The organism is Mycobacterium noviomagense, from assembly GCF_010731635.1.
GTDB classification, from domain to species: domain Bacteria; phylum Actinomycetota; class Actinomycetes; order Mycobacteriales; family Mycobacteriaceae; genus Mycobacterium; species Mycobacterium noviomagense.
The window spans coordinates 3,654,927-3,680,261 of sequence record NZ_AP022583.1 but is presented as its reverse complement, the minus strand read 5'-3'; the positions used below and the strand labels follow the sequence as shown (position 1 = coordinate 3,680,261).

Below are 25,335 nucleotides of genomic sequence, written 5' to 3'. Positions count from 1 at the left end.
AGATCGGAGGTCGATATGCCTGTGAAGACGATAGAAACCCCTGTCATCAAGGATGCGGTGCGAAACGCCTGCCGTGCACCATCGCTGCACAACAGCCAACCATGGCAGTGGGTGTTCGACGTCAACAACGGTCAACTCCGCTTCTTCCTAGATCCGAGCCGAGTGATGGACACCGACCGGATCGGGCGTGAAGCGCTCATCGGCTGCGGTGCTGCCCTCGACCACTTACGGGTGGCGGCTGCCGCAGCGGGATGGCAAGCGCACATCGAGCGGTTCCCCAACACGAGCAACCCCAACCATCTGGCATCGATCCACTTCACTCCGATGGACTACGTCGATGACGACCATCGCCTGCGCGCCAGAGCGATCTGGGCCCGCCACACTGACCGGTTGCCGTTCACGGCGCCGACAGATTGGGAATCGTTCGAACCGATACTGCGTGGTGCTGTCGACGGGACCGCGGTGCACCTCGACGTGCTGCCGGACGATGTGCGCCCACGACTGGCCGAGGCGTCCCGCCTCGCCGACTCGCTGCGGCTCTACGACTCTCCTTACCACAACGAACTCCGCTGGTGGACATCACCTTTCGAAGCATCAGAGGGCATCCCATACACCTCTTTGGTTTCTGCGGCGGAGAGCGCCCGGGTCGACGTCGAGCGGGCGTTCCCGATGACCCATCGGGGGGACCGGCGCGCTGAGATCCCTGAGGACCACTCGACGATCCTCGTGCTGTCTACTGACAGCGACACTCGCGTCGACGCGCTGGCCACCGGCGAGGCGCTTTCTGCCGTATTACTGGAATGCACGCTAGCCGGCTTGGCCACCTGCCCGGTGACTCACGTCACCGAGCTCCATGTCACCCGGGACATCATCGCGGGATTGCTGAACGACGACAACGTGCGACCGCAAGTACTGGTGCGTGTTGGACTAGCGCCGACCACGGAAACTCCGCCGCCTCCCACACCACGCCGACCGCTCGCTGAGGTGTTTCGGCTGCAGACTTGACACCGATCGCCCCGCACCAAACCCGGCACTAAGTGAGTTTCAGCCGCGCCGCGAGATCTGCGGCGCCGACGCCAAAGGTCTCGCGAACCGTCGGACCCGTCTTTGCGTCGACGTCGAAGGTGGCGAAGTCGGTGTAGAGCCGGCTTACACAGTGCACACCGGTCAGCGGATAGCTGCATTGCGCGACCAGCTTGGCAGCGCCGTCCTTCCCGAACAGCGACATCATGACGAACACCGCTTTCGCGCCGATGGCTAAATCCATTGCGCCGCCGACGGCCGGAATGGCGTCCGGGGCTCCGGTGCTCCAGTTGGCGAGGTCGCCCCGATAGGACACCTGGAAGGCCCCCATCACGGCGACGTCGAGATGCCCACCGCGCATCATCGCGAACGAGTCCGCGTGGTGAAAATATGCGGCACCGGGCAATTCGGTGACCGGAACCTTCCCGGCGTTGATCAGGTCCGGATCGATCTCTTCGCCGTGGGCCTGTGGCCCCATCCCCAGCATCCCGTTCTCGGTGTGCAACAGGACCTCGGCATCGGCGACAAGGTAGTCGGCCACTTTGGTGGGCAGGCCGATGCCGAGGTTCACGACCGACCCAGCTGGGATATCACGCGCCACCGTCGCAGCTAGCTCGTCGCGAGTGAGCGGGCCACGGTCGAGATGCTCGACAGTGGTCATGTCAGCGCCGTAGGGTGAAAGATCCGGTCAACGTAAATGCTTGGCGTCACGACGTTTTCGGGATCGATCATGCCGATGTCGACGACGTCGGCGACCTCAGCGATCGTCGTTGTGGCCGCTGTGGCCATGACCGGACCGAAGTTTCGGGCGGTCTTGCGGTAGACCAGGTTTCCCAGCCGATCGGCGCGGTGCGCACCGATCAGCGCGTAGTCACCATGGATCGGGTACTCCAGCACGTAGTCTCGCCCGTCGATAGTGCGGGTTTCCTTGCCCTCAGCCAACGGCGTGCCTACCCCGGTGGGGCAGAAGAATGCGCCGATACCCGCACCGGCAGCGCGCATCCGCTCCGCCAGATTGCCTTGGGGAACCAGCTCCAGTTCGATGCGCCCAGTTCGGTACAGCCGGTCGAATACCCACGAATCACGCTGGCGCGGAAAAGAACACATGATCTTGCGAACTCGCCCCGCGGCCAGCAGCGCAGCCAGATCTGTCTCACCGGTGCCGGCGTTGTTGCTCACCACCGTCAAATCGGTTGCGCCCTGCTCGATGAGGGCGTCGATGAGTGTTGCGGGGAGGCCGGCCATGCCGAATCCGCCGATCAGAATGGTGGAACCATCTTCGATACCGTCGACGGCGACTGCGGCTGAGTCGGTGATGACAACGGTCATGTTCGCCGCTTCGCCAGCTTGGCCAGCACATCGGCGATTCGGCCCGGTTGTTCGGCGGGCACCAGGTGCGCGGCGTTCGCCACTTCGACGAACCGGCCGCGCGCGACCTTGGCGGCGATGAAGCGCACCGAATCCGGTGGCGTCGCAATGTCGTTTGCACCAGCCACAGCGACGATCGGGGTATCGATTTCGCCGAGGCGGTCGCGGGCGTCGAATGCGGCGAGCGCCTCACAGGTACGGGCATAGCCGTCGTCGTCGACCTGCCGCAACGTCTCCAGCAGCGCCCGCGCCGACGCGGGATCGCGGTCGAAAAATCCCGGTGCGAACCACCGCCGAACCGACAAGGCCACCACCTCACCGGTACCGGCCGAGCGAACCACCTGCGCTCGGCTCTTCCAGTCATCGGGATCGCCGATTCGTGCCGCGGTGCAGATGAGCGCGGCGGCAGCGACACGTTCACGGTGTCCAAGCAAAAGCTGCAGCCCCACCGCGCCGGCGACCGAGACGCCCGCATAGATGAACCGGCGTGTGCCGATTGTCTGATCCACGAACTTGATGACGCCGGCGGCCAGCTCTTCGATGGTGAAGGCGCCACGCGGCGGCGGGCTGTAGCCATGGCCGGGAAGATCCCACCCGACGACGTGGTACATGTCCGCCATGTGGTCCACCGCTGCCGTCCACAACGCCTGCACCGACGTGCCCAGCGACGGTCCCACCACCAAGGTCGGTAGGTCGGATGCGCCGCCCAGGTGGGATCCGCGGATCGTGGGCGCGCTCACGAGTGGTCCTGCAAGATCAGCCGTCCACGTGCCAGGCTTTCGTCGACGACATGGTCGACGGCGCCGAAATAGGTTGGGGACGAGGATTTCCCGACGAAATCGACGATCGTCTGTTGCTCACCCGAAACATCGGTCGCGGCAAGGTTTTCAGCCATCCGATGCGAATTGATTTCCAGACCGGCCACCAGTTCGCTGCATTGTGAGCCCGCGGCGACGGTCCGGCGAGCCAAGGTGCGCAACGTGTCCCATTCGGCATGCCAGGAACCGTCTGGGCGTTCGTCGTTCGCCAACGCCGCCGCGGTGTGCAGCGTCGCAGCCAGTGGGGGTGCCGCAATGGCGGCGCGCCGGATAAGGATCGACAGCACCGGGTTGCGCTTGTGCGGCATCGTCGATGATCCGCCGCGGTTTGCGAGTGCGGGTTCGCTCAGCTCACCGATTTCCGGGCGGGCCAGGACAACGACGTCCGAGGCTATCCGACCCCAGGCGTCCGTGTAGGCGACCAGGGTGTCCGCGACGGCGGTCACCGGCGTCCTCGTGGTATGCCACGGCATCCGGGCGTCCAAACCCAGTGCCGTGGTTGCGGTTTGCGCTAGCCGGACCGACATCTCCGCAGGGTCGTCGGATCCGGTGGCAAGTGCCGCTAATTCCGTTGTGGCAGCCAATGTTCCGGCGGCGCCGCCGATCTGGGCGGGCGTGGCCAGCGCAGCCAGTTGCTGGTAGGCGTCGACGACACCGTTCAGCCACCCGGCGGCTTTCGCACCGAACGTCGTCGGTATCGCATGCTGGGTAAGGGTGCGGGCGACCATCGGCGTGCCGCGATGGGTGGCCGCCAACGCCGATAGTTGCGAAACTTGTTCCGCTACAATGGATATCAGATGATCGACTACCGTCCGGACGCCAAGCATCAGCGCGGTGTCGAGAACGTCCTGGCTGGTGAGGCCTCGGTGGACCCACCAGCTCACCGCCGGGGCTGCCCGTTCCCGAAGCAAAGCGACCAGGCCGATGACCGGATTGCCGCCACCCTCGGCCGCGTCGGCAAGCATGTCGCAATCCTGCTCTCCTACCAGCTGCGACAGGTCAACGCCGGCGCACTCGGCAGGGGCAAGTCCGGCGTCGACTAAGGCCTTCAGCCAAGCGGATTCCACCGCCACCATGGATTGCAGCAGCGCCTGGTCGGTCATGAGCTCGCCGGCGCGCTCATCTCCGGGCCACAGCAAGTTTGTCATCGGCGATCACCGCGATAGGCCAGAAATACCGTCTCCTTGCGGCCTTGCAGGTGGATGTCGAAGCGGTACTCCGAATTGGCTTCGGCGGTGCAGAGCAAGGTTTGGCGGCGGGCGGCGTCGAGACCGGTGAGCAGCGGATCGGCCGCCAGGTCACCGCCCGGCAGGTATGCGCGGGTGAACAACCGGTTCAACAGACCCCGCGCGAACACGGTGATCGCGAAGAACGCCGGTCGCCCAGGAGTTGTCGACCCGGGCGTCACGGTGCTGAAGCGGTAGCGTCCGCCCGGGTCGGTCGCCGACCTGCCCCACGCCGTGAACGTCCGGCCGTCGCGTCGCAACGAGCCTGGCTGCCGGACGACGTTTCCATCGGAGTCGGGCTGCCACAGTTCCACCAACCCGTCCGGGACTGGATCGCCGGCGCCGTCGTAAACGGTCCCGTGTAGCCGGACCGCACCCAGGTGGGCGTTGGTGACCAAGTCGCTGTCGCCGTCATATGGCAAGGCGCAGTGGAAGAACGGGCCGACCGTTTGCCCCGGGGTCTGGATCAGGCTAGCCATCGGTCTCGGTCCAGGTTGCACCCAGCACGATGTCCCAGCGGTAGCCGGTTGCGTATTCCGGCACCGTCACGTCATGGTCATAGGTGGCGATCAGCCGGCTGCGGGCAGCGGAGTCGACGATGGATTGAAAGATCGGGTCCAATTCGAACAGCGGATCGCCGGGGAAATACATCTGGGTGACCAGCCGCTGCGTGAAAGCCGTTCCGAAGACGGAAAAGTGGATGTGCGCCGGACGCCAGGCGTTGTGGTGGTTGCGCCAGGGGTACGGGCCGGGCTTGACGGTCAAAAACCGGTAGCTTCCGTCGGGTTCGGTCAGGCAGCGGCCCGCGCCGGTGAAATTCGGGTCGATTGGGGCGGGGTGCTGGTCGCGCTGGTGGTGGTAGCGGCCGCTGGCATTTGCCTGCCAAATCTCGATGAGCTGGCCCGCCACCGGTCTGCCCGTCACATCCAGCACCCGTCCGGTCACGACGATGCGCTCCCCGATCGGCTCTCCGGCATGGCCGGCGGTGAGGTCTGCATCGAGCGCCTCGACGTCGCGATCACCGAAGCACGGCGCCCAACGCTCCAGCTCCTCCGGGTCCACGCAAACCAACGGAGAGTGCGGATGGCGCAACGCGCTACTGCGATAGGGCGGGTAGTTCAACCGCGGCTGGGTTTCTCCCCCCTGGGAGCCGGCGGCGATGCGCGCGATCTCCGCGGTGATGTCACGTTGAGACGCGACGCGCTCCGCTGCGGTTTCCATCAAGCGTGACGGTAACCACCTAACCGGGCGGGCTCAACCCGATTGACCGCAATAGCCTTAGGCCGTGGCAAAAGAGTATGTCTACGACCAAGGCTTCGCCGAGGAGCGGGCGAGGATGGCCGGTATCGAACGCCTCTGGGATCCCGGCAGCCAAGCGTTGCTCGACGAGCTCGGTATCGGCGCCGGGCGGAGATGTCTCGAGGTCGGAGCTGGTGGTGGCTCGCTGGTGCAGTGGATGGCCGGCCGAGGCGCAACTGTCGTGGCGATCGACATCGACACGCGGTTCATCGAACCGCTCGCCGGCGACGCGGTCGAGATCCGGCGCGCCGACATTCGGACCGACGAGTTGCCACAGTGCGAATTCGACTTGGTGCATGCCCGGCTGGTGCTCGAGCACCTCACCGAGCGCCGGCAGATCCTCGCGCGGCTGGTCGCTGCGCTGCGCCCGGGCGGTTGGCTGGTTGTCGAGGACTACGACTGGACAGGGTTCGGACTCGACGACGCCGATCCGCAGTTCCAGCGGGTGTCTGAAGCGATCATCACCTTCATGCAGCAAGCCGGCTTCGAGCCGCGCTACGGCCGCCGTCTCTTCGACGACATGGCCGCCGCAGGGCTGTCCGACATTCGTGGTGAGGGCCGCGCTCGGGTGATCGACTCCAGCTCGCCGGGCTTCGACTTTTTCAGGTTGTCGTTCGAGAGCGTGCGGGACGCCGTCGTGGAAGCCGGCCTGCTGTCGGCCGAAGACGCCGACGCGGCCAGCGCCCGCCTGCGTGAGAACAGGCGCGTATTCACCCCGATGATGATGGCCGGGATCGGCCGGCGCTGAGCGGTAGTCGAGTTACATCGCCCGTAGCAGTGCCTTTCGGCCCTTGACCCGCAGTTTGTGAACAGTCGAGTCACGCAATTCCTTGATGCGACCAGCCATTTGGTTGCCGAGCGTGTCGAGCTCTTCGTCGCTGAGCTGCACCGGCGGCGGCGCGGGGATCATGTCGCGTTCCTCTTCGTCAGCATGCGCTTCGAGCACCATGGCGAAAGAATGCCATTCGTCGTCGTAGTTCGGCGCGCTCGGCGGCGTACGCAGGAGTACTGCCAATTGATCGATGACCTGGCGGTGCTCGGCGTGCGCAATCGCGATCAAGTCGCCGGCCGCCGACAGCGCCGGGTAGTACAGGTCGTCTTCGATGCGGAAGTGGATGTCCAACTCGACGAGCAACTCATCAAGATATTCTTGGCGCTGCGCGCTATCCGGCGGCGTGGCACTGATTTTCTTGACCAGCCCCTTGATCACTTTGTGGTGGTCTTGCAGCACGGTGTACGCGTTCACTTAGCCACTCCTTCCGCCGCTGCGAGGGCATGCTGGCCATCGCCGCGCAACTCGATCATCCCGTCGTTGATCCGTGTCTCATAGCCCGGCAGCGGAGCCGCCGCCGGGCCGCGCAACACCTCTCCGGATTCAGCATCGAATCGCGAACCGTGCCAAGGGCATACGATCCGGCCCCGATCGATCCAGCCGTCGGCCATCGGTGCGGCCAGATGCGGACACAATTCGCCGAACGCCGAAACCTGCCCGTTGCCGTTGCGGCACAACACCAATCCCACACCGTCGACCTCGACCCGCTGCGGCTTGCCGTCGTGCAGCGCATCCAGCGGCAGCACCGGCGTCCAGTCTGCGGTGCGCAGCCGTTTACCGGATTGGTCGATGCCGATACCCGATTCGAACACCAACGCACCGCCCATGTACCCGCTGCCGACAGTGATGCCGTAGCCGATCGCGCTGATCGCGATACCCCGCAGGTGCCGGCCGCGGCGACGCTCCCACCACGACACCATGTACAGAACCGTGGCCACGCCGTTCAACACCCCGTGCACCAGCCCGATGCGGCGCTCTTCCTCGTGTGTGTGCTGCCAGTCGGTCACGCCGGTAACCGCGGACCCGAGGTTCGCCAGGATGCCCAGACCGAGCGCCCGGGACGCGAATCGCGACGCGTCAAGCACCTCGGAGCGCGGCCGGCCCGGCAACATGCTGATCGCGTCCAGCGCCACCGTCGTCCCGATCGCCCCACTGGTCAGCGACGCCAACGGCGGATGAACCGGATGGCCGAGCCAGACGCCGTTCAATGCGTTGGTGACGCGATCGCGCGCACCGCCCAGCGCGTTGTAGGCGAAGCTGAGCGCGTGCTCGAACCGGTAACTCGGGCGATCCAGCCACTCCTGACGCCCGATGAACGCCAGGACTCGGGCCCCCAACTTCGGGAGCTGATGTTCGGGTGCGCGCTGAACCATGGGCACCGGTCCTTCCTCAGATACGGCGGCAGACGACGATACTGTACGCAAGCGCTCGGATATGCCCAAGTTTGGGCTGTCATATCTCCGCATTTGCGGTTTACCTGACTTAGCGCCGGTAGCCGGAAGCCCGCTGCTTTGCCGGTTCAGTTCGCGTTCATCGGTTTCCGCAGTCAACTCACAGGCAGCACCACCACCGCAACCGTTTGACCCTGCCGGCGGCCTGCGGCATGGTCTATATAGCGGAAATGTTTTCTGCATAGCAGACAGGGGATATCATGGCCGACTACCGTGTCTTCGACAGCGTCCGGCGCGGGATGATTCCGGCCCACATCTACAACGACCGTGAAATCTTCGAGCTCGAAAAGAGGCGGCTTTTCAGTCGGGCCTGGGTCTTCGTCGCCCACGACTCGGAGGTCCCCAACGAGGGCGACTACGTCGTACGTCGAGTGCTTGGCGACTCGTTCATCATCGCGCGCGATTCTGAGGGCGTCATCCGTGCCCTATTCAATATGTGCCTGCACCGTGGAATGCAGGTGTGCCGCGCCGAGATGGGCAATGCGTCGAACTTCCGCTGCCCCTACCACGGCTGGTCCTACCGCAACGACGGCCGGCTGATCGGGCTTCCGTTTCACCGCGAGGCCTACGGCGGCGACGACGGGTTGCCCAAACAAAGCCAAACCTTGGTTCCCGCACCGCGTTTGGGCACCTACAACGGCTTGATCTTCATCAGCATCGACCCGCACGCCCAACCGCTGGAAGACTTCCTCGGCGATTTCAGGTTCTATCTGGACTTCTACACCAAGCAGAGCCGCCACGGCCTCGAAGTACGCGGACCACAGCGCTGGCGGATCAAGGCCAACTGGAAGATCGGCGCCGAAAACTTCGCCGGCGACATGTACCACACGCCGCACACCCACACCTCGATCGTCGAAATCGGGCTGTTCCGCGAGCCGAAAGCACAGAAACGCAAAGACGGCGCCACCTACTGGGCCGGCCGCGGCGGCGGTACCACCTACAAACTCCCGCCGGGCAGCTTCGAAGAACGCCTGCGCTACGTCGGCTACCCCGACGAAATGATCAACCGGATCAAAGAGGTCTGGTCGCCACGACAGCAACGAGTCGTCGGCGACGACGGGTTCATGATCTCGGCCGCCTCGTGTTTCCCCAACCTCAGCTTCGTGCATAACTGGCCTAAGGTCGCCGACGGCCCCCAAATCGGAAGGGACCAGGTAGTGCCGTTCATTTCAATCCGCCTGTGGCAGCCGGTCAGCGAGAACGAGACAGAGGTGTGCTCGTGGTTCGCCGTGGACTCCGCGGCTCCCCCGGAATACAAGCACAAGTCCTATCAGGCGTACCTGATGTGTTTCGGCTCGACGGGGATGTTCGAGCAAGACGACGTCGAAAACTGGGTATCGCTGACCAACACTGCGGGCGGTTCGATGGCACGCCGGCTGCTGCTGAACAGCCGGATGGGACTGCTCGCCGACGACCGCCCGGTAGTGGAGGCGCTGGCCGCCGAATCGTTCCACGGCCCCGGGCGCGCGCAGGTCGGCTACAACGAGAACAACCAACGCCAGCTGCTCAAGCTGTGGGCCGATTGCCTGGAGGCGCCATGACGAGCCGAAAGCCACTGCCGTTCAATGATGTTCGGCATCTCCAGGCGCATCAGTTCCTGGTCGACGAGGCATATTTGCTCGACGCCCAGGACTATGACGCGTGGCTGGACACCCTGACCGACGACATCCGCTACGTCATGCCGGTGCGTGTCACCACCGCTCTCGGCGCTGGCTTCGATACGTTGCCAGGGATGGCGCACTTCGACGAGAACAAGTACTCGCTGAGCCGGCGCGCTGCCCGGTTTGCCACCGAGCACGCCTGGACTGAGGATCCGCCATCGCGGCTGCGCCACTTCGTCACCAATGTGCGCACCTTCACCGGCCACGACGACGCGCATCTGGTCGTGGAATCCGCCGAGCTGCTGTTCCGCAGTCGCGGCGACGTCAACGAGGCGGCGCTTGTGTCGTGCGGACGCGAAGACGTGCTGCGCCTCTGCGGCGCACAATGGAAACTGGCGCAGCGCACCGTTCTCGTCGACGAGTCGGTGCTGCGCATGCAGAACCTGGCGGTGTTTCTATGACTGATAAACCGCTCACGATCGCCAACGAATTCGCCGAAGTTGAGGTACGCCGAGTCGATACCCGCAACGGGTCACGACTGCTGATCACCGCCCCCAGATCCGGGCAGTCGATTAGCTTGGACGCACTGGAGCTGGAGGCATTGACGCGCCAGAACACGCGCACACTGGAGGCAATGGTCGGCAATATGCACGGCCCGCTACTTCCGGACGACGGGCCGATCTCATGAGCGACTGGCTGGACGGCAAGCGCGCCCTGGTGGTGGGCGGCGGATCTGGAATCGGCCGGGCCGTCGTCGAGGCATTCCGCGCCGAAGGCGCCAAAGTCGCCGTGCTGGAACGAGATGCGGATAAATGCGACGCACTGCGGCACGACTACAAAAAAGTGCCGGTAGTAGAAGGCGATGCGGTCACCCGCACAGCCAACGATCTGGCGGTCGCCACTGCGGTGGAGGCCTTCGGCGGACTCGACACCCTGGTCAACTGTGTCGGAATCTTCGACTTCTACAAGGGAATCAGCGACATCGACGCCGACGACCTCTCAACGGCGTTCGACGAGATGTTTCACAGCAACGTGCTCAGCCTGCTGCACTCGGTCAAAGCAGCCTTGCCCGCGCTACAGGCGGAATCCGGGTCGTCGATCGTCTTGACCGAATCGGCGTCGTCGTTCTACCCCGGACGCGGTGGAGTGCTCTACGTGTCCTCGAAGTTCGCGGTGCGCGGGCTGGTCACAACCCTCGCCCATGAGCTGGCGCCCGAGATTCGGGTCAACGGTGTGGCACCGGGCGGCACGCTCGGCACCGACCTGCGGGGGCTTGCCAGCCTCGGGCTCGACGAGATCCGCCTCGACGACGCCCCCAACCGCGCCCGCGACCTGGCCGCACGCAACCCGCTCAACGTCGCGCTGTCGGCGGAAGACCACGCCTGGAGTTTCGTGTTCTTCGCCTCGGACCGGTCGCGGGGCATCACTGGCGAAACCGCGCACCCCGACGGCGGGTTCGGCCTGGGCGCACAGTCATGACCGACCTACATGAGCAGCGCGGGTTGCTCGCCCGAGCCTGCCGGGTGGCGGCAGCCCGCGGGTTGGTCGACGGCATTCTCGGTCACCTCAGCATGCGCGTCGACGACGAACGGCTGCTCATCCGCTGCCGCAGCGACACCGACAGCGGTGTGGCATTCACCCAACCCAGCGACATCCGGCTCATCCGCTTCGACGGCACCGAGGCGGCCGCCGGCGAACTCGACGGCTACCGAGTGCCCAACGAGCTCGCCATCCACGTCGAAACCCTGCTCGCGCAACCACACCAGCGTGCTGTCGCGCATCTGCACCCGGCGGCCGTCGTCGCCGCCGACCTCGCCGGTATCACCCTGCGACCGATCTACGGGGCCTACGACATTGCGGGCGCGCGGCTCGCACGCGACGGAGTACCGGTGTACGAGCGCGCGGTGTTGATCCGAAACCCACTGCTGGGCAAGGAAATGGTGGCCGCGATGCGCGGCCAACCGATTGTCATCTGCCGCGGGCACGGAATCACCAGTGCCGCAACCAGTGTGCAGCAGGCCGTGTTGCAGGCGATCAGCCTCGACGCGCTTGCGAAAATGTCGTTGCGGGTCCGGGCGGCCGGCGGCAGCCTGCACGACATCGACGACCGGGACTGGGATGACCTCCCTGACTTAGGCCCGGGCTTCAACGTCGACGCCGCATGGCGCTACGAAGTCGCCCGAATCGAATAGCGGTTCAGCCGAGCTGGTCACCGATCTCCTTGGCCGCCTCGACGATAGCCGCCGCGACTGCCGAATACTGCGACTTGGGCAACCGATGTTGCGGTGCAGCGAGATTCAACGCCAGCGCAAGCCCGGGTGCCCGGGTCGGTATCGGCACCGCAACCGACGCCACGCCTTCCTCGCTTTCTTCGCGGTTGACGGCATAGCCGCGTTCGCGCACCCGCACAAGCTCGGCTTCCAGTGCGGTGCGCCTGCCGATCGAATGCGGCGTAATGCGTTCCAGCTCTTCGTTAGGCAGCAGCTGATGCAGTTCTTGTTCCGACAACTGCGCGAGCATGGCCTTGCCCGTCGAGGTGCAATGCGCGGGCATGGTGCGGCCCAGTCGCGACGCCACCCGGACAGCGGTGGGGCCTTCCACCGCGGCGATGAACCGTACGGAGGCGCCGTCGAGCATGCCGACATGAACGGTTTCACGCAGACGCTCGCTGAGCGCACGCATCACCGGTGTCGCGGTCCGTTGAATGTCGATGCGGCCGAAGATCGCAAACGCCACGCTGGTCAACGCCGGCCCCGGGCCGTAAGCCTTCGACACGGGGTCCTGGCGAACAAACCCCCGGTAGGCCAACATCGCCAGCAGCCGGTGCGCGGTCGACGATGCCACCCCCAGATAGCGAGTCGCCTCGCTCAACCGGATCTCGGGCTGCTCACCGAGTAGCAGCAGCAGCTTCAGCGCATTGTCGACCGACTCGATCGGATACTGCGGCGTCTGCGAGTCGGCGGCACGCTGCCTCTTTTCCGGCATGTCAGAAACGGTACCTGCGATAGCTTACGAACATCATGCTTGCGATTCGACTGCGCGGTTGCTCGTTAGCATGAGCCGATGTTTCGCCGATACGTTGCGATCGGAGACAGCCAAACCGAAGGGCTGTGGGACGGCGACGACTCAGCCGGGCTGATCGGATTCGCTGACCGGCTGGCCGCCGCCATTGACTTGCTCTATCCCGGGCTTCAGTACGCCAATCTGGCCGTCCGGGGCAGGCGGGTGCGCGAGGTGCTGGACGATCAACTGCCGCAGGCACTGGGCATGCACCCGGATTTGATCACCGTGTGCGTCGGCATGAACGACGTCACCCGCCCGGGACGGTTTTTCGATCAAGCCTTGGCCGACCTTGACCGGCTCTACGCGCGACTCCCCGAGTCTGGCGCGACCGTCGTAACGACAACGTTTCCCGACATCGCCAAACTTCTGCCGGTCGGACGGCTGCTGGCATCGCGGGTGGCTCGCATCAACGACGTAATCCGCGCAGCGGCGCAGCGCTACGGTTTCGGACTCGTCGATCTCTACACCGCGGCCTCGATGCGAGACCTCGACACCTGGAGCTTCGATCGCATTCACGCATCGACTAAAGGACACATGCTGTTTGCGGCGGCCGCCGCCGAAGCTTTGAACCTTCCTGGCAGCAACCATGATTGGGCGCTATCAAGTTGTGGGGCCACGCCGCCCTCTCCGGGTACGCGCGCCTACGCGCAGCTGCGCTGGACCCAGACGCTGTTGCTGCCATGGGTCTGGCGGCGACTTCGCGGGCGGTCCTCCGGTGACGGGCGAATACCCAAACGACCTCATTTGCAGAGCGTCACGTCCGACAGCGGCGCATCGCGCAACGGCTGACGCGGCGGCCCGGCGCGCGCTCTGCGGCCGGGTCAGGCATCCTGGTTGCCATGACCGTCGTCTCCCTGCTACAGGCGATCCCGCCTCTGACGGTCTATCTCGTGGTGGGCGCCGTGGTGGGAGTCGAAAGCCTGGGCGTCCCACTTCCCGGTGAGATCGTGCTGGTCACGGCGGCGCTGATGTCGTCGCACCACGAACTGGCGGTCAACCCGGTCGGTGTCGGTGCCGCCGGGGTGATCGGAGCGGCGGTCGGTGACTCGATCGGTTACGCGGTTGGCCGTCGGCTCGGGATGCCGCTTTTCGACTGGTTGGGGCGACGTTTCCCCAAGCACTTCGGTCCCGGGCACGTCGCCTTCGCCGAGCGGCTGTTCGACCGCTGGGGCGCGCGAGCGGTGTTTTTCGGGCGGTTCATCGCACTGCTGCGGATCTTCGCCGGCCCGCTGGCGGGCGCACTGAAGATGCGCTATCGGCGGTTTCTGGTGGCCAACGTATCCGGCGCCATCTGCTGGGCGGGCGGGACCACCGCGCTGATCTACTTCGCCGGGGTCGCCGCCGAGCGCTGGCTAACCCGCTTTTCCTGGATCGCCCTGGTAGTCGCCGTGGTGGCCGGCGCCATCGCTGCGGCCTTGCTGCGGGAACGCACCTCCCGCGCCATCGCCGAACTCGAAGCCGAGCACGCCGCCAAGTCCGGCAGTGCTACTGGCTGACCGGAGGTCGGTGGCGCTCAATGAGCATGCGCGCCATGGCTTTTGCCCGCTGCGCCGCTTCCACATCGCCTTCGGCAGCAGAGATGATCGAGCCCTTCATCAAGATGTGCCACGAGCGCGCAAAGTCCTCGACGTCGCGCAACCCGGCCGCCTGAGCGCGCTGACGGACAATGTCTCGAATGTTGTCCAGGTAGGCGACACAGGCCTGCCCGGCCGGATGATCGGCACCCATCTCGAGCAAGACGTTGATGAACGAGCAACCCTCGAAGCCGTCGCGCTTGGCAAACCAGTCGTGGAAGACGTCGAAAATCGCCAGTAATTGTTCTTCGGGGGTGTTGCCGCGCAGCCGCGACTGGCTCTCGACCAAACCGAGGGTCCACAGTTGCTCGCGGCGTTCGAGCACCGCCAGCACAAGGTCGTCCTTGCTGGGGAAATGACGGTAGAGCGTAGCTTTGGCAACACCCGCCCGCTCGACGACCTCGTCGGTCCCCACCCCGCGTATACCGCGCCGGGTGAATAGGTCGTACGCCGTGCTCAAGATGCGTTCCCGAGCGGACGCCGTCGCAATCGATGCGACATCTGCGCTCGTCATAGCTGCCTTACCATACTCTTACCCCCCCTCTATAGACAGACCGACCTGTCTCGTTATAGAAAAGAAACCTGCAAAGTTTCACAGTCTGTCTTAAGACGAGTAGGACGGACATCCATCGCCGGCGCTCAAGCGCCAGACGATTAGGAGTCCACGATGAATGTCTCCGCGGCAGAATTCCTTCCTAGCAGCCTGAACCATCTGACGCTGAGCACGCGTCTGGTCGCAGAGTTGGGCGACGCCCGCAGCACACTGCGGGCGACCACCCAGCGCAGCGGCTCGGCGGTGATGGTCTACGCCGGCGGTGAGGTCGACGCATGCAACGAGAACACCTGGCGGCGGTTATTGGACGAGGCGGCCGCTGCGGTCAGCCCACCGGGACCGCTCGTCGTTGACACCAACGGCCTGGATTTCATTGGCTGCTGCGCCTTCTCGGTGCTGGCCGAGCAGGCGAGGCGGTGCCGCGGTCGCGGTGTCGAGCTGCGCCTGGTCAGCCTGCAGCCGGTCGTCGCACGTACCGTCGCGGCCTGCGGGCTGACCGGTCTGCTGCCTGTCGACCAAAGTGTGGATGCTGCCTTGTCGGCGGTTGCCGTCCCCGAGTAACTAACCGCAGATGCGTTGGGCCAGAACATCTTTGCCGGGCCCAGACAGCTGGTTCAGTGCGTCCGGTCGTGCGGCCATCGCCATCAGCAGCGCTTCTGCGGGTCCGCTGACCTCGGGGCCGCTGCCGTAGGCCCAGTCGAGGTCGGTGGCGACCATCCGCACACCGCGGGTGCGGCGAGCACCACGTAGGGCTGGGGATTTCAGCGCGAAATTGAGCACGGTGCGCAGCCGCTGCGGCGGAATAGTGCGGGGAATCCCGAGCGGTCGGCGGATGTCTTGCTGATGAACCATCCCGTCGGTCAGCGCGATCATGCCGCCGAAACCCGACGGGAGACCGCGCGGCGGGATACATGCCCGCATCAGTTCTGTGAGCTGTTCGGGCGAGCGGGTGGCGCACTCGGCGACGCCGATCGCATTGATGCGGCTCGGCCATAATCCGCCTTTGACGAAGCGCCACACCAGCTTTCCACGGCTCAGCTCGTCATAGCTAAGCACATGGGCCACAACGTCTTTGACGCGCCAGCGCTCACATAAGCTTGGATGCTCCCACTGCTGCGGGGATAGTCCGGCGAGCAGGTCGGCGAAGTCTGCCCGCTCCTCGCAGGCCATCTGCATGGTGGCCGAGTCCTGCGTCATGATTTGCGGTGTGCGGTCTCGGCTGCCACCCCGGCGAAGCGAGCCAAGGTACCGGCCCAGCCGCTGGGATCGTCGAAGATCGCGCGCATCTGTTCAGCACTGTCACCGTAGCGTTCGAGGTTGCGGTGCCGCAGATCCACGCGGGTGCGACCCGCTCCGTCATCGGTGAACGTCACCTCGACCTCGGTCTCGAAGTTGGGGTCGAACTGCCAGTCCGCGCCGATCTGCCACAGCAGCACCACTTTTCGCGGTGGATCCCATGCTGCGACCCGACCCCAGAGGCATTCGCTGCCGTCCACACCACGCTCGAACCAGCGCCCGCCGCTGCGGGGTTCGACCACCACCTCGGCGAACAACTCGAACGTCTGCGCTTGGGGCAGTGGCACACTCACCGACCGGACGACTTCAACGGCGGCAGCGGATTCAGTACCCATCAGTGCTCCTCACTTCTTGGCAGGGCGGCCCTTGTCGGCCTTCTTGGAGGCCGATCGCTTGCGGTTGTCGGCCTCCGCTTCGGCGGCGGCAAGAATGGCGAAGTTGTCCAACGCGGACTCCCAGAACCTGTCGAGGTAGTCGCGCACAGCCTTCAACCCGGAGTGGTTGATGCGATACAGCCGTCGGGTGCCGGCGACCGATTCGACGACCAGATCGGCGTTTTTGAGCACCCGCAGATGCTGTGAAACCGCAGGCCGAGACACCGGCAGCTGGTCGGCCAGCACTCCCACCGCGATCGGACCGGCGGTCAGCTTCTCCAGGATGGCGCGCCGAGTGGGGTCTCCCAGAGCATCCAGCACGGCGTCGACCGAAGCAGCCACATCGGTAAGTATGGACGAACGGTTAGCCTGAGTCAACCGTTCGTCGCTGCTTACTGAGTTTGCGGCGATGTTTACGAGTCTGGTGCCGGGGTAGAGGCAACGCCATGGCATTCAACTTAATTCGACGACGCACCAAAAGCGGACAGGTCGTCGTGGTCACCGGAGCGAGCGCCGGCATCGGCCGTGCGACTGCGCAACTATTGGGCCAGCGCGGCGCCCATGTCGGTCTGTTGGCGCGCGGCGAAAAGGGACTGGAGGCGGCAGCCGCCGAAGTCAAGGAAGCCGGCGGTGAGGCCCTCACAATCCCGACCGACGTATCCGACTACGGGGCGGTCGACGAGGCGGCCAACCGTGTCGAGGAGCGATTCGGCCCGATCGACGCATGGATCAATGTCGCGTTCACGTCGGTGTTCGCGCCGTTCGCACAGATTGAGCCGGACGAATTCCGCAGAGTCACCGAGGTGACCTACCTCGGCTTCGTCTATGGCACGATGGCCGCGCTGAAGCGGATGCTGCCGCGAGATTCCGGAGTGATCGTGCAGGTGGGTTCGGCGCTGGGTAATCGCGCGATTCCGCTGCAGTCGGCGTACTGCGGCGCTAAGCATGCGGTCAACGGGTTCACCGAATCGCTGCGTACCGAGCTGTTGCACGACGGCAGCAAGGTTCGGGTGACCGTGGTACAGATGCCGGCGGTCAACACCCCGCAGTTCTCCTGGGTGCTGTCGCGGCTGGGCAAGCATCCGCAGCCGGTGCCGCCGATCTACCAACCGGAAGTCGCGGCCCGCGGCGTCATCCATGCCCTGGACCATCCGCGCCGCAAGCAGTATTGGGTCGGAGCCAGCACCGTTGCCACGATCTCAGGTCAGCGGGTCGCGCCGGCGCTGCTCGACCGCTACCTCGCCCGCAACGGTTACAGCTCCCAGCAGACCGATCAGCCGATCAGTTCTGGCCGGCCGGCCAATCTGTGGGAGCCACTTGACGGCCCGGGCGGTCGCGACTTCGGGGCCCACGGTGTCTTCGATGACCAAGCACACGGCCACAGTCCGCAGTTCTGGGCAGTCCGGCATCGATTGTCATTGGTGGGCGGGGCGCTGGCGGCAGGTGCGCTGGCAGCATCTGATTGGGGGCGCCGCCACTTGCAGCAGTGACCTGCAAGCGGCATATGCCCTTTTCAGGGGTGTTATCAACAGTTGCGCTTTGATCCCCAGCGACGGCTTCCGGCGTGGTTGCGTGTCACCCCCCTTCTACTACCATCGCAAGTATGTTCGAACCCATGGTGTTGTCGGCGACGGCGGAGTCGGTGGCGTTGATGGATGAGGTGTGTGCGGCGGCGCGCAGTGAGGCCCAGGCCACTGGCCGCCGGTTGAATGCGGTGGCGGACCTGATTGCGTTGCGGGATCGCCAGTATGGCGAGCAGCCCGAGTGGGCGGCGGATTTGTGGGATGAGATTGCCCGTGAGTTGGCCGCGGCGCTGCGGGTGGGGCCTAAGACGGCCTCGGGCTATATGACCGATGCGCTGATCCTGCGCGAACGCTTGCCCAAGGTGGGCGAGTGTTTGGCGTCCGGTGACATCAACTACCCGATGTTTAACACCATCGCCAATCGCACCGCGCTGATCACCGACGAAAAGGCGCTGGCCGCGGTCGACGCGCAGATTGCGGCGCGGGCACCGCGCTGGCCGTCGTTGAGCCGCTCCAGCCTGGCGATGCGGGTGGACGCCATTGTGGCCCGCCACGATCCGGACGCGGTGCGGCGCACCAGAAAAGAAGTCAAGGACCGCTATCTGGATGTGTCGGAATTGCAGTCCGGGATCGCCGAGGTGTACGGCAATGTGTTCGCCAGCACCGGGCGGGCGCTGGATCGGCGTTTGGATGAGCTGGCGGCCACGGTGTGTGCGGCTGATCCGCGCACCCGCGCGCAGCGGCGCGCCGATGCGCTCGATGCGCTGGTGGCCGGTGCGGATCGGCTGGCCTGCACCTGCGGGGATCCCGACTGCAGCCAAAGCCGGGGTGCTCGCCGGCCGCACACCACGGTGATTCACGTGGTGGCCCAGCACGACACCGTCGCCGGTACCGGGGCCACGCCGGGGTATATGGCCGGTGCGGACGGGTTGATTCCGGCCGAGGTGGTTGCCGAGTTGGCCAAATCGGCGCGGTTGTGCCCGGTAGTCCATCCGCTGGATGCCCCACCGGAACCGGGGTATGTGGCCTCGGCCAAGCTGGCAGAGTTTGTGCGCTGCCGCGATCTGACCTGTCGTGCTCCGGGTTGTAGTCAACCGGCGGTGTATTGCGACATCGACCACACCATCCCCTATGCCGATGGTGGCGCCACGCATCCCTCGAATTTGAAGGCGCTATGCCGAAAGCATCACTTGCTCAAGACTTTTTGGGGCTGGCGTGACAAACAGTTGGCTGACGGCACGCTGATCTGGACGCTTCCGGATGGGCGCACCTATGTCACCAGCCCGGGCAGCGCGATCCTGTTTCCCGCGCTGAGCGTGCCCACCGGCGAGCTGCCCGAACCGGCGCCACCGGTCAACGACCGCTGCGGTGAGCGCACGGCGATGATGCCCACCAGACGGCGCACCCGCGCCCAGCAACGATCACAACGAATCACCACCGAACGCAACCAAAACCGCGCCGACCGCCTCGCCCGAGCGGCACCATTCGGTGACCCAAACGAGCCACCGCCCTTCTAAGGTCCGGTCACCGCCGGGCTGACCACAGCGCCCATGACGCACCGGCCGCCGCAGCACCAATTGCGGCGATTGGCACCGCCACTCGGGTGGCGCGGACGCGCGTCTCGGGTTCCGGTCGGCTCGGCGGCCCGGCAGAACGGATGTCCGCGGATTCGCGTGCCATGGCCATTACCTGAGCCAGATGCAGTGGCGACGCCGCACCCGCGTCGGTGATCTGGGTCTGGCACGAGAATCCGTTGGCCACGACCACGGCGTCGGGGTTCTTCCGGATCGCCGGCAACAGCGCCTGCTCACCGCAGTCTAACGACAGCTGGTACTTGCCCTCCTCGAACCCCCACGATCCGGCCAGCCCGCAGCAGCCACCGGAGATCGGTTCGACGTCAACGCCCATCCGCTCCAAAATCTGCTGATCGGCATCGACCCCACCGGTGGCACGTTGGTGGCAGTGACCCCACAGCAGAGCGCGTGCACCCGATGCCGACGGAAGCTCGACGTCGAATTTGTCCAGAAACTCCGCGAAGTGATAGCTGTTGCGCGCCAGCCGATCCGCGTCGTCGTCGTGCGGCAGGAGTTTGCCCAGCTCGTCTTTGAACACGGCCAGACAGCTGGGCTCCATCCCGACAATCGGGGTGCCGGCCCGGATTTCGCTGCGCAGCCGCGACATCACATGGTGCAGGTAGCGCTCAGCGACATCGAGGAACCCGTAGTCGTAGAGCGGTCGTCCGCAACAGATATGCCCTTGCGGCATGACGACCTGCCAGCCGGCAGCCTCCAGTGCCTCCACGCAGGCGACGCCGACGTCGGTGTGCAACCGGTTGTTGAACGTGTCGGGCAAAAGCACCACCCGCGGCCCACCGGCATTGACCACCGGACGGTTGGCGAACCATTGCTGCAGCGTCATCGGGGCAAACGTCGGAAGCGGCCGGCGTCGGTCAATCCCGCCCAGCGCCTTCGCTATCCGGGAAACCACGGGCGTCTGCGTCGCGAAGTTCGCCAGCTCGGGCATCGCGCTGGCAAGCCGCGCGGCCTGGTCGATAAACCCGAACGCGTAGGCGTAACGCGGACGCCACCGCCGCAGTGACCGGAAGTGGTGGTACAGGAATTCCGCCTTGTAGGTGGGGATGTCGACGTTGACCGGGCAATCGCTGGTGCAGCCTTTGCATGCCAGACACAGATCCAGCGCGTCGGCCACTTCATTCGACTGCCAGCCGTCGGTGATCACCTCGCCGCGCAGCATCTCGAACAGCAGCCGCGCGCGTCCGCGCGTCGAGTGCTTCTCCTCCCGAGTCACCTGATAACTCGGGCACATGGTCATCTCAGCCTGCGGCACCCGGCATTTGCCCACACCGACGCACCGCAGCGCCGCATGAGCAAAATCGCCGTCGTCCTCCTCGTAAGCAAACTTCACCTTGGGGCGCGGCGGGTTGTAGTTCGGGCCGAGCTTGAGGTTCTCGTCGAACCGGTAGGCGTCGATGACCTTGCCCGGGTTCATCTTCCACTCGGGATCCCAAATCAGCTTGAACCGCCGCATCGCTTCCAGCAGCCGCGGGCCGTACTGCTTGCCGAGCAGCTCGGCGCGCTGCTGCCCGTCACCGTGCTCGCCCGACATCGACCCGCCGTAGGACGCCACCAGGTCGCCGGCGGCTTCCATGAACCGCCGATACGTCACCAGCCCGTCGTGGTGGCGCAAGTCGAAGTTGATCCGGGAGTGGATGCAGCCCTCCCCCAGGTGCCCGTACATGGCGCCCCGTAGACCGTGGTCGGCGTACAACCTCTGCAGATCGCGCACATAGTCGCCAACCCGGTGCGGCGGCACCGCGGAGTCCTCCCACCCCGGCCAGTGGTCACCGCTGTCTTTCGGGAACGCGGTCGACCCCAACCCCGCTTCGCGGATCGACCACAGCTCGTCGCTGTTCCCACCGTCTTGTTTACTGCGGGCCAACACGATGCGGTCGTCGTCGTATTTCTTCTTCTTCCGCAGCCAGCCGACGAAATCCCCTGCACGCCCGTATGATTCGCCAGGCTCATCGGATCCGAATTGCACGAACAACCAGGCGCCGGTGGATTTGGGCCGCGGCAACGCTGCTCGTCCGGCGGCGTTGCTGCCGGTCAACTCCTGGTCGTGCACCAGCATGTGGTCGACCGCTTCCAGACCGATCGGCTTCCACGCCATGATGTCCGGCACCGCGTCGCCCGCCTCGCCCAACGTGTCGTACTGGATGACGACCAGGGTGCGGTGGGCCATCGCCGGTGTCAGCATCACGGTGGCGGTTAGCGCCACCGCGCAGGTGCTTTCCGTCCCGACCAGCGCGCGTGCGACGTTGAAACCCTTCTCGGGAAGCAGCTCATCGAGATTGTACCCCGACACCCGCCGCGGCAGTTCATCGACGCTGGGGAACCCACCGCGGATGTCGTCGGCATACTCGTCGCGCAGATCCCGAAGCGCCGCATAGATTTCTCCTTTGCGGCCGCCCTCGGCGATGATCGCGTCCAGCCGCTCCTCTTCGTTGTTACCGACCCAGAACCGGGCGCCGTCGTAGGTAATGACTTCCAGGGCGTGGGTATTGTCCGACGTACGCGGTCCCGGTCCGTACAGGTGCGACTGGATCGAATGCACCCCACACGAGTTGTTGCCGATGTTTCCGCCCAGTGTGCACCGCGAGTGCGACGACGGGTCGGGACCGAACACCAACCCGTATTCGCCGGTGGCCCTGTTGAGTTGCTCGTTGATCACACCGGTCTGCACAGTGGCCAGGCGGCGGTCGGCGTCGATGTCGACGATCTCGGTGAGGTACTTCGAGAAGTCGATAACCACAGCGACGTTCACCGTTTCGCCGGACAGGCTGGTTCCCCCGCCACGGCACAACACCGGTGCGTGATAGGCGTGGCAGGCCCGCACAGTTTCGACGATGTCGTCGAGCGTCTTCGGGACGACGACCCCGATGGGCACCTGACGGAAATTCGAGGCATCGTTGGCGTACATCGCCTTGGTGGCCGTGTCGAACCGCACCTCGCCGCTGACATTTCGACGCAGCTGGCCTTCCAGGCCGGCGACGTTGACCTTGTCGATCGTCGCCATCCCGGCGGTGAACCGGGTGTCCGGGCGCGCCGGGATGGTTTGTGTTCGGCCGTTGACGCGCAGGCTCATTCGTCGGACTTCCGGGAGGATGGCTTGAGCGACTCGGTGAACTCGTGCATCTTCTGCTTGGCGCCCTTGGTGGCGATGCTGACCCGATCGGGGTCTTTCATGACCGCCTTGGCGGTCTTCTTCGCGATTTCCTTCTTGATGTGCGGCGGCACCGGCGGGATATCCGCGTCGACAACCACCTCCAAAACCACCGGGCGGTTGGCCGACAGCGCCTGCTCCCAGGCCTCAGCGATCGTCTTCGGGCTGTCGCAGCGGATACCGGTCAAGCCGAGGAGGTTGGCGAATTCGGCGTAAGGAACATCCGGAATGTATTGCGAGCCTTCGAACTTGGGTTCACCGCCCATTGCCCGCTGTTCCCAGGTCACCTGGTTGAGGTCTTGGTTGTTGAACACGCAGAAGATCAGCGGACCGTCGGAGAGCCGATCCCTGTACCGCTTGACGGTGATCATCTCCGCCAGCCCGTTCATCTGGAACACACCGTCGCCGACGAGCGCGATCACCGGGCGGCCGGGCTGGGCCAGTTTGGCGCTGATGGCATATGGTGTGCCCGGACCCATGGTGGCCAAATTCCCCGCCAAAGACGCTGCCATGCCTGGGCGCATCTTCAAATGCCGGGCCCACCAGTTGGCCACCGACCCGGCGTCGGTGGTCAAGATCGCGTTGTCGGGCAACCGCTTGGAGAGCTCGTGCACTACCAGCTCGGGGTTGAGCGGATCGGCCTTGTCATGTGCCCGCTTGTCGAGCACCCGCCACCATTCGGCGACCTCTTTCTCGATCTTCGACCGCCACGACCTGTCATCCTTGCGCTTCAGCAGCGGAATGAGTTGGTGCAGAGTCTCTTTCGAGTCGCCGACCAGGTTGGCCTCCATCGGATAGCGGGTGCCGATCATCCGGCCGTCGCGATTGATCTCCACGCCGCGACATTGGCCTTCCTTCGGCAGCCACTCCGCGTACGGGAAGCTGGTGCCGATGAAAAACAGGGTGTCAGCGCCGGACATCATGGCCTGGCTGGCGGTGGACCCCAGCAACCCGATCGGGCCGGTGACGTAGGGCAGGTCGTCGGGCAGGACAGCGCGACCCAGTGAGGACTTCGCTACGCCCGCGCCGAGCAGCTCGGCCACCTGGACCACCTCGTCGGACGCCTCGGCCGCACCCTGCCCGACCAGGATCGCCACCTTCTTGCCGGCGTTGAGGATGTCGGCTGCCTTTTTCACCTCCGAATCCGGCGGAATCATCGTCGGCCTCGTCCAGCCCACGCTGGAAAACACCGCGCCGTGCATCCGCGGGGGCGACGGCTCGGCCTCGGCCATCGCCACGTCCTCCGGCAAGATGATCGTCGCCACCGTGCGGTTGTTCAGCGCCACCTTGCACGCCCGGTCGACGAGGTGGCGGGCTTGCACCGGCGCCATACAGGTCTGGACGAAGTCCGAAGACACATCCTTGTACAGCGTGTTGGGGTCGATCTCCTGCTGGAAGGCCGCGCCCAGCGACATCCTTTTCTGCTGACCCACAATGGCCACCACCGGGTAGTGGTCGAGCTTGGCGTCATAGAGACCGTTGAGCAAGTGGATGGTGCCCCCGCCCGAGGTCGCCAGGCAGCAGCCGATCTCCCCGGTGAATTTAGCATGGCCGGTGGCCATGAACGCCGCCATCTCCTCATGCCGCGGCTGAATCAGTTCGGGATCGCCCCCGGCCCGGTCGAGCGCCCCGAGCATCGACAGGATGCCGTCGCCGGGATAGCCGAAGATTCGATGAATCCCCCACTGCCGCAAGCGTTCCAGGATGAAGTCTGCGGTATTGGGCATCATTGCTCCTTGGTCAGACAGTGCCGCACGCGAGTGCGTGCGTTGGATTTATGGGCGTGGAGGTGGACCACCGGCGCGCCACCGCCGGCCGCTTTGGGGACGTGCGGCGGTGGGTGTTTTGCCATGGCGGCGGTGGCGGTGCCGATGGCCACACTTGGGGTGTACCCGTCGCTATACAGGCCAAACAGCTAGGCGCGTTTGCGCTTGGCCATAGCGCTGCGCGCGCTGCGAAGGTCGTCGACGAATAACCCGTAGGCCTCGTCGCGACGCTCGCTGCGGTCGCGCAGCACAGCCGACGGGTGAACGGTCGCCAGCACCTGGGGTTCCGGCGTGACGTGGATGTCCGCCTCTGCGGGCAGATGCATCACCTCGCCCCGGTGCGCGGAGATCCGAAACGCGGTGCCCAAAAGAGATTGCGCCGCTGTGGCGCCCAGGCACACGAGCACTTGCGGTCGCACCGCCTCGATTTCGGCGATCAGCCAGGGTCGGCACGCAACCACTTCGGTGCGGCTGGGTTTCTGGTGTATGCGGCGCTTGCCGTTCTTGCGGGTGAACTTGAAGTGCTTGACGGCGTTGGTCTGGTACGTCAGTTCCGGATCGATGCCCGCCTGGTCGAGCGCGCGGGCGAGCAGCCGGCCGGCCGGACCCACGAACGGCAGACCCTCGATGTCCTCGCGGTCACCGGGCTGCTCACCCACCAGCATGATGGGCGCGCGCGAGTCGCCGTGACCGAAAACCGTTTGCGAGGCGTTTTCGTACAGCGAGCAGCCCCGGCACACGCCCGCCGCGGCCTCGAGTGATTCGAGGTCGCGGTCCTCCGGCAAGTAGCTCGCCGCGCTGGTCTTCTGTGCTGTCGCCATGACG

Annotated in this window: 28 protein-coding genes; 12 read left to right on the top strand and 16 right to left on the bottom strand. The window is 65.3% G+C overall.

The window, feature by feature from the left end; translation table 11 throughout:
- The first annotated feature begins 15 nt into the window (after window positions 1-15).
- The gene (locus G6N15_RS17530; RefSeq protein ID WP_083086725.1) at window positions 16-1,005 is read left to right on the top strand and encodes an Acg family FMN-binding oxidoreductase; all 990 of its coding nucleotides are present in this window, start codon (window positions 16-18) and stop codon (window positions 1,003-1,005) included.
- A gap of 28 nt (window positions 1,006-1,033) precedes the next feature.
- Here G6N15_RS17530 and G6N15_RS17525 read toward each other — a convergent pair whose 3' ends face one another.
- From G6N15_RS17525 to pcaH, 6 genes are read right to left on the bottom strand one after another with little or no spacing between them, the layout of a single operon-like run.
- Window positions 1,034-1,684, bottom strand: coding sequence for a 3-oxoacid CoA-transferase subunit B (locus G6N15_RS17525; protein WP_083086722.1), 651 nt, complete (start codon window positions 1,682-1,684; stop codon window positions 1,034-1,036).
- A complete protein-coding gene (locus tag G6N15_RS17520; protein ID WP_083086720.1) occupies window positions 1,681-2,352 on the bottom strand; it encodes a 3-oxoacid CoA-transferase subunit A in 672 nt (223 codons plus the stop codon). The genes G6N15_RS17525 and G6N15_RS17520 overlap by 4 nt, the downstream gene beginning before the upstream one ends.
- Window positions 2,349-3,131 (bottom strand): alpha/beta fold hydrolase, encoded by a 783-nt coding sequence (locus tag G6N15_RS17515; protein WP_083086718.1) that lies wholly within the window; start codon window positions 3,129-3,131, stop codon window positions 2,349-2,351. Before G6N15_RS17515 ends, G6N15_RS17520 begins: the two co-directional genes overlap by 4 nt.
- Window positions 3,128-4,357 (bottom strand): lyase family protein, encoded by a 1,230-nt coding sequence (locus tag G6N15_RS17510; protein ID WP_083086717.1) that lies wholly within the window; start codon window positions 4,355-4,357, stop codon window positions 3,128-3,130. The genes G6N15_RS17515 and G6N15_RS17510 overlap by 4 nt, the downstream gene beginning before the upstream one ends.
- Window positions 4,354-4,914 (bottom strand): protocatechuate 3,4-dioxygenase subunit alpha, encoded by a 561-nt coding sequence (gene pcaG / locus G6N15_RS17505; protein ID WP_083086716.1) that lies wholly within the window; start codon window positions 4,912-4,914, stop codon window positions 4,354-4,356. Before pcaG ends, G6N15_RS17510 begins: the two co-directional genes overlap by 4 nt.
- Window positions 4,907-5,656 (bottom strand): protocatechuate 3,4-dioxygenase subunit beta, encoded by a 750-nt coding sequence (pcaH, locus tag G6N15_RS17500; protein WP_083086715.1) that lies wholly within the window; start codon window positions 5,654-5,656, stop codon window positions 4,907-4,909. Before pcaH ends, pcaG begins: the two co-directional genes overlap by 8 nt.
- 64 nt (window positions 5,657-5,720) lie before the next feature.
- Here pcaH and G6N15_RS17495 point away from each other — a divergent pair, with 64 nt between their 5' ends.
- Window positions 5,721-6,482 (top strand): class I SAM-dependent methyltransferase, encoded by a 762-nt coding sequence (locus tag G6N15_RS17495; RefSeq protein ID WP_232070267.1) that lies wholly within the window; start codon window positions 5,721-5,723, stop codon window positions 6,480-6,482.
- A gap of 12 nt (window positions 6,483-6,494) precedes the next feature.
- On the opposite strand, the gene G6N15_RS17490 is transcribed toward G6N15_RS17495, so the two are convergent.
- Window positions 6,495-6,980, bottom strand: a complete 486-nt coding sequence (locus G6N15_RS17490) for a hemerythrin domain-containing protein (RefSeq protein WP_083086714.1) — start codon at window positions 6,978-6,980, stop codon at window positions 6,495-6,497.
- Window positions 6,977-7,939, bottom strand: coding sequence for a Rieske 2Fe-2S domain-containing protein (locus G6N15_RS17485; protein ID WP_083086713.1), 963 nt, complete (start codon window positions 7,937-7,939; stop codon window positions 6,977-6,979). Before G6N15_RS17485 ends, G6N15_RS17490 begins: the two co-directional genes overlap by 4 nt.
- Before the next feature lie 278 nt (window positions 7,940-8,217).
- Here G6N15_RS17485 and G6N15_RS17480 point away from each other — a divergent pair, with 278 nt between their 5' ends.
- The 5 genes from G6N15_RS17480 to G6N15_RS17460 are packed head-to-tail and all read left to right on the top strand — an operon-like array spanning window position 8,218 to window position 11,810.
- Window positions 8,218-9,558, top strand: coding sequence for a Rieske 2Fe-2S domain-containing protein (locus G6N15_RS17480; RefSeq protein ID WP_083086711.1), 1,341 nt, complete (start codon window positions 8,218-8,220; stop codon window positions 9,556-9,558).
- Complete coding sequence (locus tag G6N15_RS17475) at window positions 9,555-10,079, top strand: 3-phenylpropionate/cinnamic acid dioxygenase subunit beta (protein WP_083086709.1); 525 nt, start codon at window positions 9,555-9,557, stop codon at window positions 10,077-10,079. Before G6N15_RS17480 ends, G6N15_RS17475 begins: the two co-directional genes overlap by 4 nt.
- Entirely contained in the window at window positions 10,076-10,306 is a 231-nt protein-coding gene (locus G6N15_RS17470; RefSeq protein WP_083086707.1) for a dihydrodiol dehydrogenase, read from the top strand. Before G6N15_RS17475 ends, G6N15_RS17470 begins: the two co-directional genes overlap by 4 nt.
- Window positions 10,303-11,097, top strand: coding sequence for a 3-(cis-5,6-dihydroxycyclohexa-1,3-dien-1-yl)propanoate dehydrogenase (gene hcaB, locus G6N15_RS17465; protein WP_083086705.1), 795 nt, complete (start codon window positions 10,303-10,305; stop codon window positions 11,095-11,097). Before G6N15_RS17470 ends, hcaB begins: the two co-directional genes overlap by 4 nt.
- Window positions 11,094-11,810, top strand: coding sequence for a class II aldolase/adducin family protein (locus tag G6N15_RS17460; RefSeq protein ID WP_083086703.1), 717 nt, complete (start codon window positions 11,094-11,096; stop codon window positions 11,808-11,810). The genes hcaB and G6N15_RS17460 overlap by 4 nt, the downstream gene beginning before the upstream one ends.
- Window positions 11,811-11,814: 4 nt before the next feature.
- Here the strand turns inward: G6N15_RS17460 and G6N15_RS17455 are convergent, their stop codons facing one another.
- Entirely contained in the window at window positions 11,815-12,603 is a 789-nt protein-coding gene (locus G6N15_RS17455) for an IclR family transcriptional regulator (RefSeq protein WP_083086701.1), read from the bottom strand.
- 78 nt (window positions 12,604-12,681) lie between these two features.
- Here G6N15_RS17455 and G6N15_RS17450 point away from each other — a divergent pair, with 78 nt between their 5' ends.
- On the top strand, window positions 12,682-13,470 hold the full coding sequence (locus G6N15_RS17450) for an SGNH/GDSL hydrolase family protein (RefSeq protein WP_083086698.1): 789 nt from the start codon (window positions 12,682-12,684) through the stop codon (window positions 13,468-13,470).
- Window positions 13,471-13,520: 50 nt separating this feature from the next.
- The gene (locus G6N15_RS17445; RefSeq protein ID WP_083086696.1) at window positions 13,521-14,177 is read left to right on the top strand and encodes a DedA family protein; all 657 of its coding nucleotides are present in this window, start codon (window positions 13,521-13,523) and stop codon (window positions 14,175-14,177) included.
- Here the strand turns inward: G6N15_RS17445 and G6N15_RS17440 are convergent.
- Window positions 14,167-14,769, bottom strand: a complete 603-nt coding sequence (locus tag G6N15_RS17440; protein WP_083086693.1) for a TetR/AcrR family transcriptional regulator — start codon at window positions 14,767-14,769, stop codon at window positions 14,167-14,169. The two genes, G6N15_RS17445 and G6N15_RS17440, sit on opposite strands and share 11 nt — an antisense overlap.
- 153 nt (window positions 14,770-14,922) lie before the next feature.
- Here G6N15_RS17440 and G6N15_RS17435 point away from each other — a divergent pair, with 153 nt between their 5' ends.
- A complete protein-coding gene (locus G6N15_RS17435) occupies window positions 14,923-15,369 on the top strand; it encodes an anti-sigma factor antagonist (RefSeq protein WP_083086690.1) in 447 nt (148 codons plus the stop codon).
- Here G6N15_RS17435 and G6N15_RS17430 read toward each other — a convergent pair whose 3' ends face one another.
- Genes G6N15_RS17430 through G6N15_RS17420 form a run of 3 tightly spaced genes read right to left on the bottom strand, consistent with a single transcriptional unit; the run spans window position 15,370 to window position 16,820 of the window.
- Entirely contained in the window at window positions 15,370-15,984 is a 615-nt protein-coding gene (locus G6N15_RS17430) for a maleylpyruvate isomerase family mycothiol-dependent enzyme (protein ID WP_083086762.1), read from the bottom strand. It lies immediately after the preceding gene.
- 17 nt (window positions 15,985-16,001) lie between these two features.
- Entirely contained in the window at window positions 16,002-16,439 is a 438-nt protein-coding gene (locus G6N15_RS17425) for an SRPBCC family protein (RefSeq protein ID WP_083086687.1), read from the bottom strand.
- 9 nt (window positions 16,440-16,448) lie between these two features.
- Window positions 16,449-16,820 (bottom strand): ArsR/SmtB family transcription factor, encoded by a 372-nt coding sequence (locus G6N15_RS17420; protein WP_232070266.1) that lies wholly within the window; start codon window positions 16,818-16,820, stop codon window positions 16,449-16,451.
- A 104-nt stretch (window positions 16,821-16,924) separates the two neighbouring features.
- Between G6N15_RS17420 and G6N15_RS17415 the strand changes: the two genes are divergently transcribed.
- Together G6N15_RS17415 and G6N15_RS17410 are read left to right on the top strand one after the other, a co-directional pair.
- Window positions 16,925-17,968 carry an SDR family oxidoreductase gene (locus tag G6N15_RS17415; RefSeq protein ID WP_083086682.1) on the top strand — a complete coding sequence of 348 codons (1,044 nt, stop codon included), beginning with the start codon at window positions 16,925-16,927 and terminating at the stop codon, window positions 17,966-17,968.
- A gap of 113 nt (window positions 17,969-18,081) precedes the next feature.
- Complete coding sequence (locus G6N15_RS17410; RefSeq protein ID WP_083086680.1) at window positions 18,082-19,518, top strand: HNH endonuclease signature motif containing protein; 1,437 nt, start codon at window positions 18,082-18,084, stop codon at window positions 19,516-19,518.
- Between the two features lie 7 nt (window positions 19,519-19,525).
- Here G6N15_RS17410 and G6N15_RS17405 read toward each other — a convergent pair whose 3' ends face one another.
- From G6N15_RS17405 to G6N15_RS17395, 3 genes are all read right to left on the bottom strand, one after another.
- Window positions 19,526-22,666 (bottom strand): FAD-binding and (Fe-S)-binding domain-containing protein, encoded by a 3,141-nt coding sequence (locus G6N15_RS17405; protein WP_083086677.1) that lies wholly within the window; start codon window positions 22,664-22,666, stop codon window positions 19,526-19,528.
- Entirely contained in the window at window positions 22,663-24,471 is a 1,809-nt protein-coding gene (locus G6N15_RS17400; RefSeq protein WP_083086676.1) for a thiamine pyrophosphate-requiring protein, read from the bottom strand. The genes G6N15_RS17405 and G6N15_RS17400 overlap by 4 nt, the downstream gene beginning before the upstream one ends.
- Window positions 24,472-24,659: 188 nt before the next feature.
- Window positions 24,660-25,331: a UdgX family uracil-DNA binding protein gene (locus tag G6N15_RS17395; RefSeq protein WP_083086674.1), complete on the bottom strand. Its 672-nt coding sequence runs from the start codon at window positions 25,329-25,331 to the stop codon at window positions 24,660-24,662.
- Window positions 25,332-25,335 lie beyond the last annotated feature (4 nt).

Bases quoted from the DNA above. Each gene is read 5' to 3' on its own strand.
- pcaH (WP_083086715.1), bottom strand. From the start codon at position 5,656: ATGGAAACCGCAGCGGAGCGCGTCGCGTCTCAACGTGACATCACCGCG.
- G6N15_RS17510 (WP_083086717.1), bottom strand. From the start codon at position 4,357: ATGACAAACTTGCTGTGGCCCGGAGATGAGCGCGCCGGCGAGCTCATG.
- pcaG (WP_083086716.1), bottom strand. From the start codon at position 4,914: ATGGCTAGCCTGATCCAGACCCCGGGGCAAACGGTCGGCCCGTTCTTC.
- G6N15_RS17480 (WP_083086711.1), top strand. From the start codon at position 8,218: ATGGCCGACTACCGTGTCTTCGACAGCGTCCGGCGCGGGATGATTCCG.
- G6N15_RS17530 (WP_083086725.1), top strand. From the start codon at position 16: ATGCCTGTGAAGACGATAGAAACCCCTGTCATCAAGGATGCGGTGCGA.
- G6N15_RS17445 (WP_083086696.1), top strand. From the start codon at position 13,521: ATGACCGTCGTCTCCCTGCTACAGGCGATCCCGCCTCTGACGGTCTAT.
- G6N15_RS17450 (WP_083086698.1), top strand. From the start codon at position 12,682: ATGTTTCGCCGATACGTTGCGATCGGAGACAGCCAAACCGAAGGGCTG.
- G6N15_RS17410 (WP_083086680.1), top strand. From the start codon at position 18,082: ATGTTCGAACCCATGGTGTTGTCGGCGACGGCGGAGTCGGTGGCGTTG.
- G6N15_RS17460 (WP_083086703.1), top strand. From the start codon at position 11,094: ATGACCGACCTACATGAGCAGCGCGGGTTGCTCGCCCGAGCCTGCCGG.
- G6N15_RS17405 (WP_083086677.1), bottom strand. From the start codon at position 22,666: ATGAGCCTGCGCGTCAACGGCCGAACACAAACCATCCCGGCGCGCCCG.
- G6N15_RS17435 (WP_083086690.1), top strand. From the start codon at position 14,923: ATGAATGTCTCCGCGGCAGAATTCCTTCCTAGCAGCCTGAACCATCTG.
- hcaB (WP_083086705.1), top strand. From the start codon at position 10,303: ATGAGCGACTGGCTGGACGGCAAGCGCGCCCTGGTGGTGGGCGGCGGA.
- G6N15_RS17520 (WP_083086720.1), bottom strand. From the start codon at position 2,352: ATGACCGTTGTCATCACCGACTCAGCCGCAGTCGCCGTCGACGGTATC.
- G6N15_RS17470 (WP_083086707.1), top strand. From the start codon at position 10,076: ATGACTGATAAACCGCTCACGATCGCCAACGAATTCGCCGAAGTTGAG.
- G6N15_RS17440 (WP_083086693.1), bottom strand. From the start codon at position 14,769: ATGACGAGCGCAGATGTCGCATCGATTGCGACGGCGTCCGCTCGGGAA.
- G6N15_RS17400 (WP_083086676.1), bottom strand. From the start codon at position 24,471: ATGCCCAATACCGCAGACTTCATCCTGGAACGCTTGCGGCAGTGGGGG.
- G6N15_RS17395 (WP_083086674.1), bottom strand. From the start codon at position 25,331: ATGGCGACAGCACAGAAGACCAGCGCGGCGAGCTACTTGCCGGAGGAC.
- G6N15_RS17415 (WP_083086682.1), top strand. From the start codon at position 16,925: ATGGCATTCAACTTAATTCGACGACGCACCAAAAGCGGACAGGTCGTC.
- G6N15_RS17475 (WP_083086709.1), top strand. From the start codon at position 9,555: ATGACGAGCCGAAAGCCACTGCCGTTCAATGATGTTCGGCATCTCCAG.
- G6N15_RS17425 (WP_083086687.1), bottom strand. From the start codon at position 16,439: ATGGGTACTGAATCCGCTGCCGCCGTTGAAGTCGTCCGGTCGGTGAGT.
- G6N15_RS17430 (WP_083086762.1), bottom strand. From the start codon at position 15,984: ATGCAGATGGCCTGCGAGGAGCGGGCAGACTTCGCCGACCTGCTCGCC.
- G6N15_RS17525 (WP_083086722.1), bottom strand. From the start codon at position 1,684: ATGACCACTGTCGAGCATCTCGACCGTGGCCCGCTCACTCGCGACGAG.
- G6N15_RS17455 (WP_083086701.1), bottom strand. From the start codon at position 12,603: ATGCCGGAAAAGAGGCAGCGTGCCGCCGACTCGCAGACGCCGCAGTAT.
- G6N15_RS17485 (WP_083086713.1), bottom strand. From the start codon at position 7,939: ATGGTTCAGCGCGCACCCGAACATCAGCTCCCGAAGTTGGGGGCCCGA.